The organism is Streptomyces sp. NPDC002785, from assembly GCF_040295565.1.
Taxonomy (GTDB): domain Bacteria; phylum Actinomycetota; class Actinomycetes; order Streptomycetales; family Streptomycetaceae; genus Streptomyces.
This window is the reverse complement of record NZ_JBEOVN010000015.1, coordinates 1-15,704: the sequence shown is the minus strand read 5'-3', so window position 1 is coordinate 15,704 and position 15,704 is coordinate 1. Positions and strand designations below refer to the sequence as shown.

Here is a 15,704-nt window from a genome sequence, read left to right as displayed (position 1 = left end):
AGGGGGCCCCGACGGACAGGACTTGACCTCAACCATGGTTGACATATGAGCCTCTCCGTATGGACCTCACCGAAGCACCCTCATCCATCGCATCCACGACCGCCTCCACCGCACCTCTGAAGATCGCGGTCATCCTCGCCAGCAATCGCGAGGGACGGTTCGCCCCCGTCGTCTCGGACTGGTTCCTCTCGCACACCGCCGGTCACCCCGACATCGAGACCGACCTGATCGACGTCGCGGAACTCGACCTCCCGACCGCTCTCTCCTACCGGCCCGACGCCGATGCGCAAGCACAACTCGCGGCCGTGTCACCCAGGTTGGCGGAATCCGATGCCTTCGTCGTCGTCACCCCCGAGTACAACCACTCGTACCCGGCCCCGCTGAAGAACCTCATCGACTGGCACCACGCCGAGTGGCAGGCCAAACCCGTCGCCTTCGTCTCGTACGGCGGAGTCTCCGGAGGTCTGCGCGCCGTCGAGCACCTGAGGCAGGTCTTCGCGGAGCTGCACGCCGTCGGCATCCGCGAAACCGTGTCGTTCCACAACGCGGGTGCCCTGTTCGACGGCGAAGGCAGGCACAAGGACTCTGCGGGCTGCGACGCGGCGGCCAAGGCGCTGCTCGACCAGCTGGTCTGGTGGGGGCGCGCGCTGCGCGACGCCAAGGCTGTCCGTCCGTACGGCGTCTGACCACCAGGTACTGCGCCGCGCCGCGACGCCCCCGACAATCGACGAAGGGAGCAAGCACGCTCCATTACCGACCCCCGAGGGAGCCCGAAGGTGACGACGCCGGCATCGCTGACCGTACTGACCACGACGGACAGCGAGGAGAAGGCCCATTCCCTGGCGCAGGGCGCGGTGGAGGCGCGGCTCGCCGCCTGCGTACAGATCTCCGCGCCCGTCACCTCGGTCTACCGCTGGCAGAACGCCATCGAGACCACCGAGGAGTGGCAGCTGCTGTTCAAGACGACGGTCGAGCGCTACGACGAACTGGAGGCCCATCTCCTGGCGGCGCACGACTACGACACTCCGGAGATCGTCGCGATCCCGGTGCTACGGGGCAGCGCCCGCTACCTCGACTGGGTCTCGGCCGAGACCGCCCCGGTCAGCTCTCTGTAGCGCCGGGCACCCGCCCGGGGTCGCCCGCCCTCAACGCCCGTCCGCCGCCATGGCCTCCCCGATCCCGGGCTCCTTCGGCCCCAGGAAGTGCGGGTCGGGCTTGAACACGGCATCCAGCGCCGCCTTGCCCGCCGCGAATATCTCCCGCGTCCCGCCGTAGTACCAGGTCGCATCGTGTACGGCGTCGACGCCGACCCCGTACGCATCGATCCCCGCGGTCCGGCACAGCGCGATCGCCCGTCGGATGTGGAACCCCTGGCTCACCAGCACCGCGCGGTCGACGCCGAAGATCTTCTTGGCCCGAACGCACGAGTCCCAGGTGTCGAACCCGGCGAAGTCGCTCACGATCCGCTTGTCCGGTACCCCGTGCTCCCTGAGATACGTGCGCATGGCGTCGGGTTCGTCGTACTCCTTCCGGCTGTTGTCGCCGGTCACGAGCACGACCTTCACCTTCCCGTCCCGGTACAGCTCGGCGGCGGCTTTGAGCCGGTTCGCGAGATACGGCGACGGCTTGCCCTCCCAGAGACCGGCCCCGAACACCATGGCGACCTGCTGTGCGGGCGCGTCCGCGGTCGTCCCGACGTGGGCGTCGGCTGCGGAGTACATCCAGGTCGCGGGCGCCAGCGCCGCCACACAGGCGACCATCACCCCCTGCACGAGCCGCCGCTGCCCGCGCCGCGTCCGCAACCGCCCCAGCCGTCCAGGCTGCTTCTCCCGCATGGGTCTCCCCCTGTCCGTGCCCTGTGCCGTGCTGTCCCACATGATCGGACGAGCGATGGGGGGAAAGGGTTCTCCATCTCCCGATTTCGTTGATTTCGTTACCGTTTCCGATTCGGCGCGGACACTTCCGGCAGGATGGCCGCCATGAACCGACCTGGAACCGGGACAGACAACTGGGTGACCGTGGCCGCGTACGAGAATCTGAAGGGCCGACCGCATCTCGCGGCTGCCGTCCGCACTTGACTGCGGGACCGGGGCATCGACTGGATGCCGTTCGCTGTCGACGACCTGCACGTCGACCTGGCCTGCGGCCCGGGCCCGGACGGCCACTGGCACGGCTGGTTCACCGTTCGTGTCCGGGCTTCAGCACTGATTCCGCTCGGCCTCCATCCCGACCAGCCGACCTCGCAGCCAGGATTCCCGCCCGCCCCGGCGTGGTGGCACGCGGCAGCCGAACGGGCGGCCCGGAGAACTCATTGATACTGGTTCCGCGACGGCGTGGACCACCATCTCCACGAACTGTGCTGGGACGAGAGCCGGTTGGACGGGGCCGACGAGGCATGGGTGCCGGTGCTCACCCCGGACGGGCCGGGCGTGCTGCTCCGGTGCGACTCGGACTGAGACCGGCGATTGTCCAAAGGACGCCCAGTAGCATCGGGCAATGTTGCTTCCACGGCTGATCGCCTCCGATCTCGACGGCACGCTCCTGCGCAACGACGGCACCCTCTCGCCCCGCACCCTGCGCGCCCTGCGCACGGCCGAGAGCGCCGGTACGGAGGTCGTCCTCGTCACCGCCCGGCCGCCCAGATTCGTCGACCGGCTCGCCGAGGCCGCCGGCCTCGAGGGGACAGCCGTGTGCAGCAACGGGGCGCTGGTGTACGACATCCGGACGCGCACCGTCGTCTCCTCCCGCGCCCTGCCCCTCGCCACCGCCCGGCGCGTGGCCACCGCGCTCGCCGCCGCCGTGCCCGAGATCGGCTTCGCCCTGGAGACCGGCAGCCACGTCCTGTACGAACCCGCCTACCGGCTGCGGCTCTCCGAGGACATCGACGCCGAGCTGCCTGTACCGTCGCTGGCGGATCTGTGGCTGACCGACGTCCCCGTCACCAAGCTGCTCGCCTGGTCGGACCGGCTCGACGCGGACGTCCTGCTGGCCGCTGCCGAGGAAGGGGCGGGCGACGAGGTACAGCTCACCCACTCCGGCGGGCGCGGGCTGCTGGAGATCAGCGCGTCCGGCGTCACCAAGGCCGGCACACTCTCGATGCTGTGCGCCGGGCGGGGCATCGACGCCACGGAGGTCATCGCCTTCGGCGACATGCCCAACGACCTGACCGTCCTCGACTGGGCCGGCACCGGCTACGCGATGGGCAACGCCCACCCGAGTGTGCTGGCCGCCGTACGGACGCACACGCTCTCCAACGAGGAGGACGGGGTCGCGCACGTCATCGAGCGGCTCTTCGGCGGCGCGGCCTGATATCGAGACCCGGCCCGTCACCGAAACCTCGCCCGACACCGCCCCGACCGCTCGATGCGCCCGCGGAAAGCACCCGTCACCCTCACGCAACGGTGCGGCAACCTCGGCCCTGCACCATCGGTGCATGACGGAGTCGGCACCGGCACATCCCGATGAGTCCCTGCCCCTCGACAGCACGGCGCAATTGTTGAGCCGCATCACCGCACAGCTCGGCACCCAGCTCAGCCTCGTCTCCCTGAACGGAACCCGACGGGCCGCGCAGGCCCCCGCCCCAGGGCCTGTCCGGCGGTTCGCGGCCGGGGTCGCGACGACCGAAGCGCGCCTCCCCCGAGCCGCCCGCCGCGCATCCGCCTGAGCCCTCTTGTCGGCCCGGCCGTTTACTGTCGGAACCATGGACGGCATGGACGGTACGCAGGCCACACAGGACCACGGCACGGCCCCCTACGGTGCGGCCGACGCCGAGCGCTGGGACACCGAGCCGGACAAACGGCCCGGTCGTACCGCGTTCCAGCGTGACCGCGCCCGCGTGCTGCACTCCGCCGCGCTGCGCCGGCTCGCCGGGAAGACCCAGGTCGTCACCCCCGGCACCCGCAGCCACGCCTGGGACGCCAGCCCACGGACCCGGCTCACCCACTCCCTGGAATGCGCCCAGGTCGGCCGCGAACTCGGGGCGGCGCTCGGCTGCGACCCCGATCTGGTCGAGACGGCCTGCCTCGCCCATGACCTCGGCCACCCGCCGTTCGGACACAACGGGGAGCAGGCGCTGAACGACTTCGCGTCGGACTGCGGCGGCTTCGAAGGCAACGCCCAGTCGCTGCGCCTGCTGACCAGGCTCGAACCGAAGCGGTTCGTGCCCGACACCCGGACCGGCGAGCTGGTCAGCGTCGGACTCAACCTGACCCGTGCCGCTCTGGACGCCGCCACCAAGTACCCGTGGCCGCGCGGCGGGCACCCCGTCGACCCCGGCTCGCCGAAATTCGGGGTGTACGAGGACGACCTGCCGGTCTTCGAGTGGGCGCGCCACGGCGCCCCGAAGGACCGCAAGTGCTTCGAGGCCCAGGTCATGGACTGGTCCGACGACGTCGCCTACTCGGTGCACGACTTCGAGGACGGGCTGCACGCCGGTCACATCGACCCCGACTGCCTCTACGCCGAGCCCGAGCGGAACGAGATCTGGGCGGTCGCCATCGGCCGCTACGTCCCGCCGGACACCGACCCCGAGGAGCTGGACGACGCCCTGGACCGGCTCATCGGCCAGGACTGGTGGCCGCACGGCTACGACGGATCCGCCGTCGCCCAGGCCCGGCTGAAGGACGCGACGAGCCAGCTGATCGGCCGGTTCTGTCTCGCCGCCGAGAGCAGCACCCGGCTGGCCCACGGGACGGGCCGCCTCGGCCGGTACGCCGCCGAACTTGTCGTCCCCCGCGAGACACGCAACGAATGCGCCGTGCTCAAGGCGGTCGCCGACCGGTACGTCATGCAGCGCGCCGAGCAGGAGGCGATCCGTGCCGACCAGCGGATCGTCATCGCGGAACTGGCCGCCGCGCTGACCGCACGTGCCCCGGAGGGGCTGGAGCCGCAGTTCCGGGCGCTGTTCCACGCCGCCCAGGACGACAGGGCCCGCAAGCGGGTCCTGGTCGACCAGATCGCCGCCCTGACCGACGCCTCCGCGCGCTCCCTGCACGCATCGCTCACCGACCGCCGCTGACCGGAGCCCCGTACCCGGCCGGTCGTGTCCGCGAGCCGCACCGTGCGGCATCGACCGAGCCGCGCAGACCGGCCTGTGACCACCGGGTGTGACCTGATCGGTGTACACCCTCTTTCGCCATCACGCTGCGTGCGGGACGCTCGCAGTTGGGCCCCGCGCAGCAAGTAACGAGGAGGCATCACGTGGTCGACGCACATCGGACGTTCGTCATCGTCGGCGCAGGACTGGCAGGAGCGAAGGCAGCCGAGACACTCCGGGCGGAGGGTTTCAGCGGCCGGGTGATCCTTCTCGGCGATGAACGCGACCATCCGTACGAACGGCCTCCGCTCTCCAAGGGCTATCTGTCCGGCAAGGAGGAACGGGACAGCGTCTTCGTCCACGAGACCGCCTGGTACGCGGGCGCCGACATCGAGCTCCACCTGGGCCAGCCCGTCACCAGCCTCGACAGGGAGGCCCGCTCCGTACAGCTCGGCGACGGCACTGTCGTCCACTACGACAAGCTGCTGCTCGCCACCGGGGCCGAGCCGCGCCGCCTGCCCATTCCGGGTACGGACCTGGCCGGCGTCCACCATTTGCGCCGTCTCGCCCACTCCGACCGGCTGCGCAACGTACTGGCCGCCCTCGGCCGCGACAACGGCCATCTGGTGATCGCCGGGGCCGGCTGGATCGGCCTGGAGGTTGCGGCGGTGGCGCGCGGGTACGGCGCTGAGGTCACCGTCGTCGAACCGGAGCCGACGCCACTGCATCAGGTCGTCGGGCCCGAACTCGGCCAGATCTTCACCGATCTGCACAGCAGCCACGGTGTCCGCTTCCACTTCGGCGTCCGCCTCACCGAGATCATCGGTCAGGACGGCCTGGTCCTCGCGGTCCGTACCGACGACGGCGAGGAGCACCCCGCCCACGACGTGCTCGCCGCAATCGGTGCCGCCCCCCGCACCGGCCTCGCCGAAGCCGCGGGGCTCGACATCGCCTCGCGCGAGGACGGCGGCGGCATTGCCGTCGACGCCTCCCTGCGCACCTGCGACCCGCACATCTTCGCGGCCGGTGACGTCGCCAACGTGGCCCATCCGCTGCTCGGTGCCCGGCTGCGCGTGGAGCACTGGGCGAACGCGCTGAACGGCGGCCCGGCCGCGGCCCGCGCCATGCTCGGCAAGGACGTCAGCTACGACCGGGTGCCGTACTTCTTCTCCGACCAGTACGACCTCGGTCTCGAATACTCGGGCTGGGCGCCGCCGGGCAGCTACGACCAGGTGGTGATCCGCGGCGATGCGGGGAAGCGCGAGTTCATCGCCTTCTGGCTGAAGGACCGCCGGGTGCTGGCCGGGATGAACGTCAACGTGTGGGACGTCACCGAGGCGGTACAGGAGCTGATCCGGTCCGGCCGGCAGGTCGACCCGGACGCGCTGGCGGACCCGTCGGTACCGCTGGTCTCCCTGAGCTGAGCCGAGCCGAGTCGTTGCCCCTGATGGCCACGGACGGGGCGGCTCAGTCGTACGGCACTCGCCGGGCGCCCTCGCCCCCGGGTTCCCCGGATCACATCGCCGCGCGGCACAGCTGTCGTACCCCCACCCGTAGACTTCACCCGTGGCAGGCAGGATCAATGACGACGATGTGAAGGCGGTACGGGACGCGGTCCCGATCGACGCCGTCGTTTCCGAGTATCTCCAGCTGCGCAACGCCGGCGGTGGCAACCTCAAGGGCCTCTGCCCGTTCCATGACGAGAAGTCCCCCTCCTTCCAGGTCAGCCCGAGCAAGGGTCTCTTCCACTGCTTCGGCTGTCAGGAGGGCGGCGACACGATCGCCTTCGTGATGAAGATCGACCATCTCTCGTTCTCCGAGACGGTCGAGCGGCTCGCCGCCAAGGCGGGCATCACCCTGCGGTACGAGGAGGGCGGGTACAACCCCTCCCACCAGCGCGGCGAGCGCATCCGGCTGGTCGAGGCGCACAAAGTGGCCGCCCAGTTCTATGTCGAGCAGCTGGACAGCCCCGAGGCCGAGATCGGCCGGAAGTTCCTCGCCGAGCGCGGCTTCGACCAGGCGGCGGCCGCCCATTTCGGCGTCGGCTACAGCCCGGCGGGCTGGGACCATCTCACCCGCTATCTGCGCGGCAAGGGCTTCAGTGACAAGGAGCTGATCACCTCCGGCCTCTCCCAGGACGGCAGGCGCGGCCCCATCGACCGCTTCCGCGGCCGGCTGATGTGGCCGATCAGCGACACCTCCGGCGATGTCGTCGGCTTCGGCGCCCGCAAGCTGCGCGACGACGACAACGGACCGAAGTACCTCAACACCCCCGAGACCGCGATCTACAAGAAATCCCAGGTGCTGTACGGCATCGACCTGGCGAAGAAGGACATCGCGAAGGCCAGCCGGGCCGTGGTCGTCGAGGGCTACACCGACGTCATGGCCTGCCATCTCGCCGGGATCACGACTGCCATCGCCACCTGCGGTACGGCCTTCGGCGGCGACCACATCAAGATCCTGCGCCGCCTCCTGATGGACAACGGCAGCGCCCGGGTGATCTTCACCTTCGACGGTGACGCGGCCGGGCAGAAGGCCGCCCTGCGCGCCTTCGAGGACGACCAGAAGTTCGCCGCCGAGACGTACATCGCGATCGCCCCGGACAACATGGACCCGTGCGACCTGCGCCTGGCCAAGGGCGACGAGGCCGTCCGCGACCTGGTCGAACCCCGCACCCCGCTCTTCGAGTTCGCGCTCCGCCAGATCGTCGGCCGGTACGACCTGGAGACCCCGGCGGGCCGCGGCGCCGCGCTCGACGAGGCGGCACCCGTCGTCGCCCGGATCAAGAACAGCTCCTCGCAGCACGAGGTCGCCGTCCAGCTGGCCGGCATGCTCGGCATCCTGGACACCCAGTTCGTGGTCAAGCGCGTCGGCCAGCTCGCCCGCTGGGCCCGCGAGCGGGGCGAGCAGCGGGGCCCCGCGCAGGCCCCGTCCCGCGGTGGCCCCCAGCGCCAGCAGGTCCGGGCGCCCGCCGCCCCCTCGGGCCCCGCCCTCAACCTCCGCAGCCCCGCCCACCGCACCGAGCGCGAGCTGCTCAAGCTCGCCCTGCAGAAACCCGCCCTCGTCTCACCGGCCTTCGACGCCTACGGGGCCGACGAGTTCACGGCCCCGCCGTACGCCGCGGTCCGGCAGTGCATCGCGGAGGCGGGCGGCGCCGAGATGGGTGTCCCGGAGACCCGCGAATACCTGGTCCAGGTGCTGGACACGGCCCCCAACGACACCGTGCGCAATCTGGTCACCGAGCTGGCGGTGGAGGTCTTCCACGGCAAGACCATCGACGAGACCTACGCGGGCATGCAGCTCGTCCAGGTCCGGCTGCGCGCCGTCGACCGCCGGATCAACGATGTACAGGGCAGCCTCGCCCGCCTCGGCAGCAACGTCGCCCCGGACCATCTGGCTGCCGCGCAGAACGAGGTCTGGGTCCTCCAGCAGTACGCCCAGGCCCTGCGCAACAACGGCGCCGACGCGCTCTGACGCGAGGTTCCGGCGCCGCGACCCGGGAGGCGCACCTGGGTCCGCCCGGTCGCCGCTGCGTCCTCGATCGCCGGACCGGCTCGAAAAACCTGCCCGTCTCCGTAACCGCTCGGTCACGGACCGGACTCAGAAAGTCCCCGCACGCCCCTCGTGGCAGCGATGTGTCTTCCCCCACACTGGGGGGCGGTGCCTGAGAGCCTGTCGGGCGACCTCTGATCGGGCGGACGCGGTGTGGCACGCATGCTTCCGGCGTTGCCGAAATGGCCTAGTAGCTCCTTCCCCAAGCTCTCAAGGGGCAGGGGAGACCCCATCCGAGGCCATCCCGGCGCCTTGGAATCGCACGCGCCACACCGCGTCCGCTCTCCGATCGAAGGTCACCCGACAGGCTCTGAGTCATCGGAGCGCGGCCGGCCCACCGAACGGTGGTCCGCCATCCCCGCGATCCGGCAGCGATCACCTGGAGGTCGCCCCCGTGCAGACCCGGACCCCGACCGAAACCGAGCATGTCTCGGCCATACCCGCGCAGAACCGGGCCGTGCATCATCCGGAGGCCGCGGTGGAGCCGCAGACACCATCCGATCCACCCGACCCACCTGAGGCACTCATGGAGGAGCTGCCCCAGGCGCCCGAACCGCCGGAGCCGCGGGGCCGCCCCGAGACCTTCGGTCCGTCCGCCGATCTTTTCTGCCAGTATCTGCGGGAGATCGGCCGGATTCCGCTACTCACCGCCGCCGAAGAAGTGGAGCTCGCCCGCCGTGTCGAGGCCGGTCTCTTCGCCGAGGAACGACTCGCGAGCACCCCGGACCCGGACACCCGACTGGCCGTCGATCTCGACCGGTTGGTGGTCATGGGGCGGATGGCGAAACGCCGTCTCATCGAGGCCAACCTCCGCCTCGTCGTCTCCGTCGCCAAACGTTACGTCGGCCGCGGGCTGACCATGCTCGATCTCGTCCAGGAGGGAAACCTCGGACTGATCAGGGCGGTCGAGAAGTTCGACTACGTCCGGGGCTACAAGTTCTCGACGTACGCGACCTGGTGGATCCGGCAGGCCATGTCCCGCGCCCTCGCCGACCAGGCGCGGACCATACGGGTCCCGGTCCATGTCGTCGAACTGATCAACCGCGTCGTGCGGGTCCAGCGCCGGATGCTCCAGGAGCGCGGATACGAGCCGACGCCCGAGGAGGTCGCCGACCAGCTCGACCTCACCCCGGAACGGGTCGGCGAAGTCCCGCGGCTCGCCCAGGAACCCGTCTCGCTGCACGCCCCGGTCGGTGAGGAGGAGGACGTCGCCCTCGGTGACCTGATCGAGGACGGTGACGCCGCTTCCCCGGTCGAGTCCGCCGCGTTCCTGCTGCTGCGCGAGCACCTGGAAGCGGTGCTCTCCACGCTGGGCGAGCGCGAGCGGAAGGTTGTCCAGCTGCGCTACGGGCTGGCCGACGGGCGGCCCCGCACACTTGAGGAGATAGGCAGGATCTTCGGCGTGACACGCGAACGCATCCGCCAGATCGAGTCCAAGACCCTCAACAAGCTGCGGGACCACGCCTTCGCCGACCAGCTCCGCGGCTACCTCGACTGACCACGCGGCGACACCGGGCCGTACAAGCACCGCCGATGGGCGGGCCGGGTCGGCACCTCGCCCATGAGAGCGGCCCGGTCCGGCCCGAAGAAGGAGGGGCCGCACCGCCGGCCGGCGGTACGGCCCTCCTTCTTCGGGCGGACGACGCTACTTTCGCCACACGCCCTAGTCGACCTCGGCGACCGCCTGCGCGAACTGCGCCGAATACAGCCGGGCGTACGCGCCCTCGGCATTCAGCAGCTCGTCGTGCGTGCCCTGTTCGACGATCGAGCCGTTCTCCATCACCAGGATGACGTCGGCATCCCGGATGGTGGAGAGCCGGTGCGCGATCACAAAGCTCGTACGACCGTGCGCCAGGCGCGCCATCGCCTTCTGGATCAGCACCTCCGTACGGGTGTCGACGGAGCTCGTCGCCTCGTCGAGCACCAGGATCACCGGGTCGGACAGGAACGCCCGCGCGATGGTGATCAGTTGCTTCTCGCCCGCGCTGACGCCGGAGCCCTCGTCGTCGATCACCGTGTCGTAGCCGTCCGGCAGAGTGCGGATGAAGCGGTCGGCGTGGGCCGCCTTCGCCGCCTCCTCGATCTCCTCCCGGGTGACCTCGCGCGAAGCGCCGTACGCGATGTTCTCCGCGATCGACCCGCCGAAGAGCCAGGTGTCCTGGAGGACCATGCCTATCCCCGACCGCAGGTCGTCGCGCGACATGTTCGCCACGTCCACCCCGTCGAGGGTGATCCGGCCGCCCGTCACCTCGTAGAACCGCATCAGCAGATTGACGAGCGTGGTCTTGCCGGCGCCGGTCGGGCCGACGATCGCGACCGTGTGACCCGGCTCGACGTTCAACGACAGACCCTCGATGAGCGGCTTCTTCGGGTCGTAGCGGAACGACACCTTCTCCAGCGAGACGCTGCCCCGCAGCTCCTCGGGGTGCTCGCCGGTACCCGGCGCGGGGTCGGCGCCCTGCTCCTCGGCATCCAGCAGCTCGAAGATCCGCTCGGCCGACGCGACGCCCGACTGCACCAGGTTCGCCATCGAGGCGACCTGGGTCAGCGGCGTCGAGAACTGCCGCGAGTACTGGATGAACGCCTGCACATCACCGATCGACAGCGAACCCGAAGCGACCCGCAGACCACCGACGACGGCTATCAGCACATAGTTCAGGTTGGAGATGAACATCATCAGCGGCTGCATGATCCCGCTGTTGAACTGCGCCTTGAAGCCCGCCTCGTACAGCGCCTCGTTCTGCTCGGCGAAGTCCCTCGCGGACTCCTCCTGCCGCCCGAAGACCTTCACCAGGGTGTGCCCGGTGTACATCTCCTCGATATGGGCGTTGAGCTTGCCCGTCACCTTCCACTGCTGCACGAACTGCGGCTGGGACCGCTTGCCGACCTTCGCGGCCACGACCACCGAGAGCGGCACCGTCACCAGTGCGATCAGCGCCAGCAGCGGCGAGACCCAGAACATCATGATCAGTACGCCGACGATGGTGAGCAGGGAGTTGATGAGCTGGCCCATCGTCTGCTGCATCGTCTGCGAGATGTTGTCGATGTCGTTCGTCGCCCGGCTGAGCACCTCGCCGCGCTTGGCCCGGTCGAAGTACGACAACGGCAGTCGCGACAGCTTCGTCTGGATGTCCTCGCGCAGCTGGAACACGACCTGGTTGATGATCCGGATCGACAGCCGGGACGCCATCAGCATGAACAGCCCGGCACCGACATAGACCGCCAGCGCCACCAGCAGTACGTCGCCCACCGCACCGAAGTCGATGCCGTGACCGGGGACGAAGTCCACCCCGGCAAGCATGTCGGCGAGGCCGCTGTTGGTTTTGCGCAGGCCCTCGACGGCCTGCTCCTTCGTCGTGCCGTCGGGCATCTGCCGGCCGATCACACCGGCGAACACCAGGTCGGTCGCCTTGCCGAGGATCTTCGGCCCGATGACCGAGAGCCCGACGCTCAGCACACCGGCCGCCAGCATCACGTACAGCGTGGCCTTCTCCGGCGCGAAGCGCTTCAGCAGCCGCTTCGAGGACCCCTTGAAGTCCATGGACCGGTCGGTCGGCGCCCCGCCCGCCATCATGCGTCCGCCAGGACCGGCCATTACGCGGCCTCCGCTTCCGTCAGCTGGGAGAGCACGATCTCCCGGTACGTTTCATTGCCGTCCATCAGCTCGTGATGGGTGCCGGAGCCGACGACCTGGCCCTCGTCCAGCACCAGGATCCGGTCGGCGTCGCGGATGGTGGACACCCGCTGCGCCACGATCACGACGGTCGCCTCGGCGGTCTCCAGTGCCAGTGCCCCACGCAGCGCGGCGTCGGTCGCGTAGTCGAGCGCCGAGAACGAGTCGTCGAAGAGGTAGATCTCCGGCCGCTGCACCAGCGTCCTGGCGATCGCCAGACGCTGCCGCTGGCCGCCGGAGACATTGGTGCCGCCCTGCGCGATCGGCGCGTTCAGGCCGTGCTCCAGTGCCTCGACGAACTCCTTGGCCTGTGCGACCTCCAGCGCGTGCCAGAGCTCCTCGTCGGTGGCGTCCGGGTTTCCGTACCGAAGATTCGTCGCGACCGTCCCGGAGAACAGATACGGCTTCTGCGGAACGAGACTCACGGTCTTCGCCAGCAGCGTCGGCTCCAGCGTCCGTACGTCCGTGCCGTCGACCAGCACCTGGCCGTCCGTCACATCGAACAGCCGCGGTACGAGTCCGAGCAGCGTCGACTTCCCGCTGCCCGTCGACCCGATGATCGCGGTGGTCTCGCCGGGACGGGCCACCAGATCCACCGATCGCAGCACCGGCTCCTGGGCGCCCGGGTAGCGGAAGTCCGCGCCACGGACCTCCAGATGACCGTGGGCGCGCAGCTCGCGGACCGGCTTGACGGGCGGAACCACGCTCGACTCGGTCTCCAGGACCTCCTGGATGCGCTCGGCGCAGACCTCGGCGCGCGGCACCATCATGAACATGAAGGTGGCCATCATCACCGACATGACGATCTGCATCAGATAGGCGAGGAACGCGGTCAGCGCGCCGATCTCCATGCCGCCGCTGTCGATGCGGTGGGCGCCGAACCAGACCACGGCGATCGAGGACACACTCACGACCGTCGTGACGGTCGGGAACATCAGCGCCATCAGCCGGCCCGTGGACAGCGACACATCGGTCAGCTCGTTGTTGGCGCCGCGGAAACGCTCCTCCTCGTAACGGTCGCGTACGAAGGCGCGGATGACGCGGTTGCCGGTGATCTGCTCGCGCAGCACCCGGTTCACGGTGTCGACCCGCTCCTGCATGGTGCGAAACAGCGGCCGCATCCGCTTGACGATCAGGCTCACCGCGATGCCCAGCACCGGCACCACAGCGAGTAGCACCGCCGACAGCGGGATGTCCTGGCCGAGCGCCATGATGATGCCGCCGACGCACATGATCGGCGCCGAAACCATCAGGGTGAACGTCATCAGCACCAGCATCTGGATCTGCTGGACGTCATTGGTCGTACGGGTGATCAGCGAGGGCGCGCCGAACCGCCCGACCTCGCGCGCCGAGAACGACTGCACCCGCTCGAAGACCGACGCCCGGATGTCACGGCCCAGGGCGGACGCGGTGCGGGCGCCGAAGTAGACCGCCCCGATGTTGCAGACCACCTGGGCGATGCTGACGGCGATCATGATGCCGCCGAACTCCAGGATGTAGTCCGTGTCTCCCTTGACGACACCGTGGTCGATGATGTCGGCGTTCAGGGTGGGCAGATAGAGGCTGGCGCAGGTCTGCAGGAGTTGGAGGAGGACCAGCAGCAGGATGGGTTTCTTGTACGGACCGAGACAGGCCCGCAGTAGTTTTATGAGCACGCGTGTCTCTCGGAGTCGGCGGGGGTCGGGAGGCAACCCATTTTCCGGCACCCCCGACTGGGACTGCGAACGATTTTATTCAAGACCAGGTCAAAAAAAAGACCGAGTACACATGTAGGAGATCAATCTCCGTCAGGTGTACCCGGTCGTGTCACGCAGGGCGGGCGGCTCAGGGCGCGGAGTCGAACGCCCCCGGGTGAATCTGGTCGCGCGTGGCCACGTACTGCTGGCGCACCGCCCGGCCGACCGCCAGCTCGTCGCCCGGCTCCAGCACCTGCGCCGCGGCACCCTGCCAGGCCGGGGGAGTGAGCGGATCGGCCGTCCCCTGCGAGACCCCCAGCGCCCAGGCCGCCTGCCGGGCCGCACCCAGCGCCGCGTACTCGGCGGGCTGCGGCACGACCACCTGAGTACCGAACAGCGCGGGCGCGAGCGCCTGCACTGCGGGCAGCTCGGCCGCCGCCCCCAGCAGGAACACCCGCCGCACCTCGACACCGCGGCCGCGCAGCACATCGAGCGCGTCGGCCAGTGAGCACAGCATCCCCTCGAACGCCGCCCGCGCCAGATGTTCCGGCTTCATCGACTCGCGCCGCAGCCCGCACAGCGTCCCCGCCGTGTGCGGCAGATACGGGGTGCGCTCGCCCTCCAGATACGGCAGGAGTACGAGCCCGGAGGCGCCCGGCGTCGACTTCAGCGCCAGCGCGGACAGCTCCTGAAGCCCCTCCACACCCAGCATCTCGACGGACCCGCGCAACGCACGTACCGCATTCGACGTGTACACCACCGGCAGATGCATCCCGGTCGCGTCCGCGAACGAAGTGATCATCCCGCCCGGATCCGAGAGCGCCTCGTGGTGCACCGCCATGACCGAACCCGACGCGCCCAGCGACACCACCGCATCGCCGACCCCGACCCCGAGCCCGAACGCCGCCGCCATCGTCTCGCCGGTCCCCGCGGAGATCAGCAGCCCTTCGGGCGTCGTACCGGCCGCATCGGAGGGGCCGAGCACCTCGGGCAGCGCCACCTGGTGCCCGAGCGCGAGCTCCACCAGGTCGGGCCGGTAGGAACCACTGCCCGCCGACCAGTAACCGGTGCCGGACGCGGCACCCCGGTCGGTGGTCCGCCGGGCCGGCCGCCCCAGCAGCTGCCACACCAGCCAGTCGTGCGGCTGCAGCACCGAGGCCACGCGCTGGGCCGCCTCCGGCTCGGTCCGCGCCAGCCAGCGCAGCTTCGAGACCGGCTGTGCGGCCTGCGGTACCGATCCGACCGCCTCGACCCAGGACTGCCGTCCGCCGAGCCCGTCGATCAGATCGGCCGCGGCCACCTGTGCCCGCTTGTCGTTGCCGAGCAGCGCCGGGCGTACGAGATTGCCCTGGTGGTCCAGCGGCACCAGACCGTGCTGCTGCGCGGAGACCCCGATGGCCTGCACGCCTTCGAGCAGCCCATCGGTGGCGGCCTCACCGAGCGAGAGCAGCCACGCCTGCGGGTCGACCTCGGTGGCCTTCGCCTCGACGGGGTGTGCGGCGTACCCCCGGCGCAGCACGGCGCCCGTGTCCGTATCGCAGACGACGATGTGTGTGAAGGCGGAAGAACTGTCCAAGCCGGCGACTATGCCCATGCCCAAGATTCTGCCGCACCGCCGGAGCGTTTCCGTACCGTTGGCGCGGCAGTGGGAGGGCGGACCCCAGTGCTGTGACCGGAAAGGTTCACCGGCTCGCGACGCCCGGCACGGCGCCTCGCCGCGTTGTCGCATCACCCGAGTACATCCAGTACGCGGGTGATGCTCCGCCTT

At 69.8% G+C, this 15,704-nt stretch carries 13 protein-coding genes and 1 pseudogene; 10 read left to right on the top strand and 4 right to left on the bottom strand.

Features of this window, described 5'->3' with window-relative positions; translation table 11 throughout:
• Positions 1-59 precede the first annotated feature (59 nt).
• Both ABTZ94_RS06605 and cutA read left to right on the top strand, forming a co-directional pair.
• Positions 60-686, top strand: a complete 627-nt coding sequence (locus ABTZ94_RS06605; RefSeq protein WP_351198147.1) for an NADPH-dependent FMN reductase — start codon at positions 60-62, stop codon at positions 684-686.
• A 90-nt stretch (positions 687-776) separates the two neighbouring features.
• Entirely contained in the window at positions 777-1,115 is a 339-nt protein-coding gene (cutA, locus tag ABTZ94_RS06600; RefSeq protein WP_351198145.1) for a divalent-cation tolerance protein CutA, read from the top strand.
• Positions 1,116-1,145: 30 nt separating this feature from the next.
• On the opposite strand, the gene ABTZ94_RS06595 is transcribed toward cutA, so the two are convergent.
• Positions 1,146-1,835, bottom strand: coding sequence for a SanA/YdcF family protein (locus ABTZ94_RS06595; protein WP_351198143.1), 690 nt, complete (start codon positions 1,833-1,835; stop codon positions 1,146-1,148).
• A gap of 267 nt (positions 1,836-2,102) precedes the next feature.
• On the opposite strand from ABTZ94_RS06595, the gene ABTZ94_RS06590 reads away from it, so the two are divergent.
• From ABTZ94_RS06590 to ABTZ94_RS06555, 8 genes and pseudogenes are all read left to right on the top strand, one after another.
• Positions 2,103-2,315, top strand: a complete 213-nt coding sequence (locus tag ABTZ94_RS06590; RefSeq protein WP_351198141.1) for a hypothetical protein — start codon at positions 2,103-2,105, stop codon at positions 2,313-2,315.
• 18 nt (positions 2,316-2,333) lie between these two features.
• A complete protein-coding gene (locus ABTZ94_RS06585; protein WP_502967189.1) occupies positions 2,334-2,456 on the top strand; it encodes a DUF6210 family protein in 123 nt (40 codons plus the stop codon).
• A 55-nt stretch (positions 2,457-2,511) separates the two neighbouring features.
• Positions 2,512-3,309, top strand: a complete 798-nt coding sequence (locus ABTZ94_RS06580) for a Cof-type HAD-IIB family hydrolase (protein ID WP_351198236.1) — start codon at positions 2,512-2,514, stop codon at positions 3,307-3,309.
• Positions 3,310-3,433: 124 nt separating this feature from the next.
• Positions 3,434-3,562: pseudogene (locus ABTZ94_RS06575) on the top strand (sirohydrochlorin chelatase); the annotation flags it as partial.
• A 147-nt stretch (positions 3,563-3,709) separates the two neighbouring features.
• Entirely contained in the window at positions 3,710-5,017 is a 1,308-nt protein-coding gene (locus tag ABTZ94_RS06570; protein ID WP_502967191.1) for a deoxyguanosinetriphosphate triphosphohydrolase, read from the top strand.
• 182 nt (positions 5,018-5,199) lie between these two features.
• Entirely contained in the window at positions 5,200-6,459 is a 1,260-nt protein-coding gene (locus ABTZ94_RS06565) for an NAD(P)/FAD-dependent oxidoreductase (RefSeq protein WP_351198138.1), read from the top strand.
• A 142-nt stretch (positions 6,460-6,601) separates the two neighbouring features.
• Positions 6,602-8,509, top strand: coding sequence for a DNA primase (gene dnaG, locus ABTZ94_RS06560; RefSeq protein ID WP_351198136.1), 1,908 nt, complete (start codon positions 6,602-6,604; stop codon positions 8,507-8,509).
• A 472-nt stretch (positions 8,510-8,981) separates the two neighbouring features.
• Complete coding sequence (locus tag ABTZ94_RS06555) at positions 8,982-10,085, top strand: RNA polymerase sigma factor (RefSeq protein ID WP_351198134.1); 1,104 nt, start codon at positions 8,982-8,984, stop codon at positions 10,083-10,085.
• Between the two features lie 165 nt (positions 10,086-10,250).
• Here ABTZ94_RS06555 and ABTZ94_RS06550 read toward each other — a convergent pair whose 3' ends face one another.
• The 3 genes from ABTZ94_RS06550 to ABTZ94_RS06540 form a co-directional block, all read right to left on the bottom strand.
• Positions 10,251-12,182: an ABC transporter ATP-binding protein gene (locus ABTZ94_RS06550; RefSeq protein ID WP_351198132.1), complete on the bottom strand. Its 1,932-nt coding sequence runs from the start codon at positions 12,180-12,182 to the stop codon at positions 10,251-10,253.
• On the bottom strand, positions 12,182-13,915 hold the full coding sequence (locus tag ABTZ94_RS06545; protein WP_351198130.1) for an ABC transporter ATP-binding protein: 1,734 nt from the start codon (positions 13,913-13,915) through the stop codon (positions 12,182-12,184). Before ABTZ94_RS06545 ends, ABTZ94_RS06550 begins: the two co-directional genes overlap by 1 nt.
• Before the next feature lie 169 nt (positions 13,916-14,084).
• Positions 14,085-15,530 carry an FGGY family carbohydrate kinase gene (locus ABTZ94_RS06540; RefSeq protein ID WP_351198128.1) on the bottom strand — a complete coding sequence of 482 codons (1,446 nt, stop codon included), beginning with the start codon at positions 15,528-15,530 and terminating at the stop codon, positions 14,085-14,087.
• Between the last annotated feature and the right edge of the window lie 174 nt (positions 15,531-15,704).

What these genes read in the sequence shown, in the direction of transcription:
- ABTZ94_RS06605 (WP_351198147.1), top strand. Translation starts at nt 60, where the DNA reads ATGGACCTCACCGAAGCACCCTCATCCATCGCATCCACGACCGCCTCC.
- ABTZ94_RS06595 (WP_351198143.1), bottom strand. Translation starts at nt 1,835, where the DNA reads ATGCGGGAGAAGCAGCCTGGACGGCTGGGGCGGTTGCGGACGCGGCGC.
- ABTZ94_RS06590 (WP_351198141.1), top strand. Translation starts at nt 2,103, where the DNA reads ATGCCGTTCGCTGTCGACGACCTGCACGTCGACCTGGCCTGCGGCCCG.
- ABTZ94_RS06570 (WP_502967191.1), top strand. Translation starts at nt 3,710, where the DNA reads ATGGACGGTACGCAGGCCACACAGGACCACGGCACGGCCCCCTACGGT.
- ABTZ94_RS06550 (WP_351198132.1), bottom strand. Translation starts at nt 12,182, where the DNA reads ATGGCCGGTCCTGGCGGACGCATGATGGCGGGCGGGGCGCCGACCGAC.
- ABTZ94_RS06540 (WP_351198128.1), bottom strand. Translation starts at nt 15,530, where the DNA reads ATGGGCATAGTCGCCGGCTTGGACAGTTCTTCCGCCTTCACACACATC.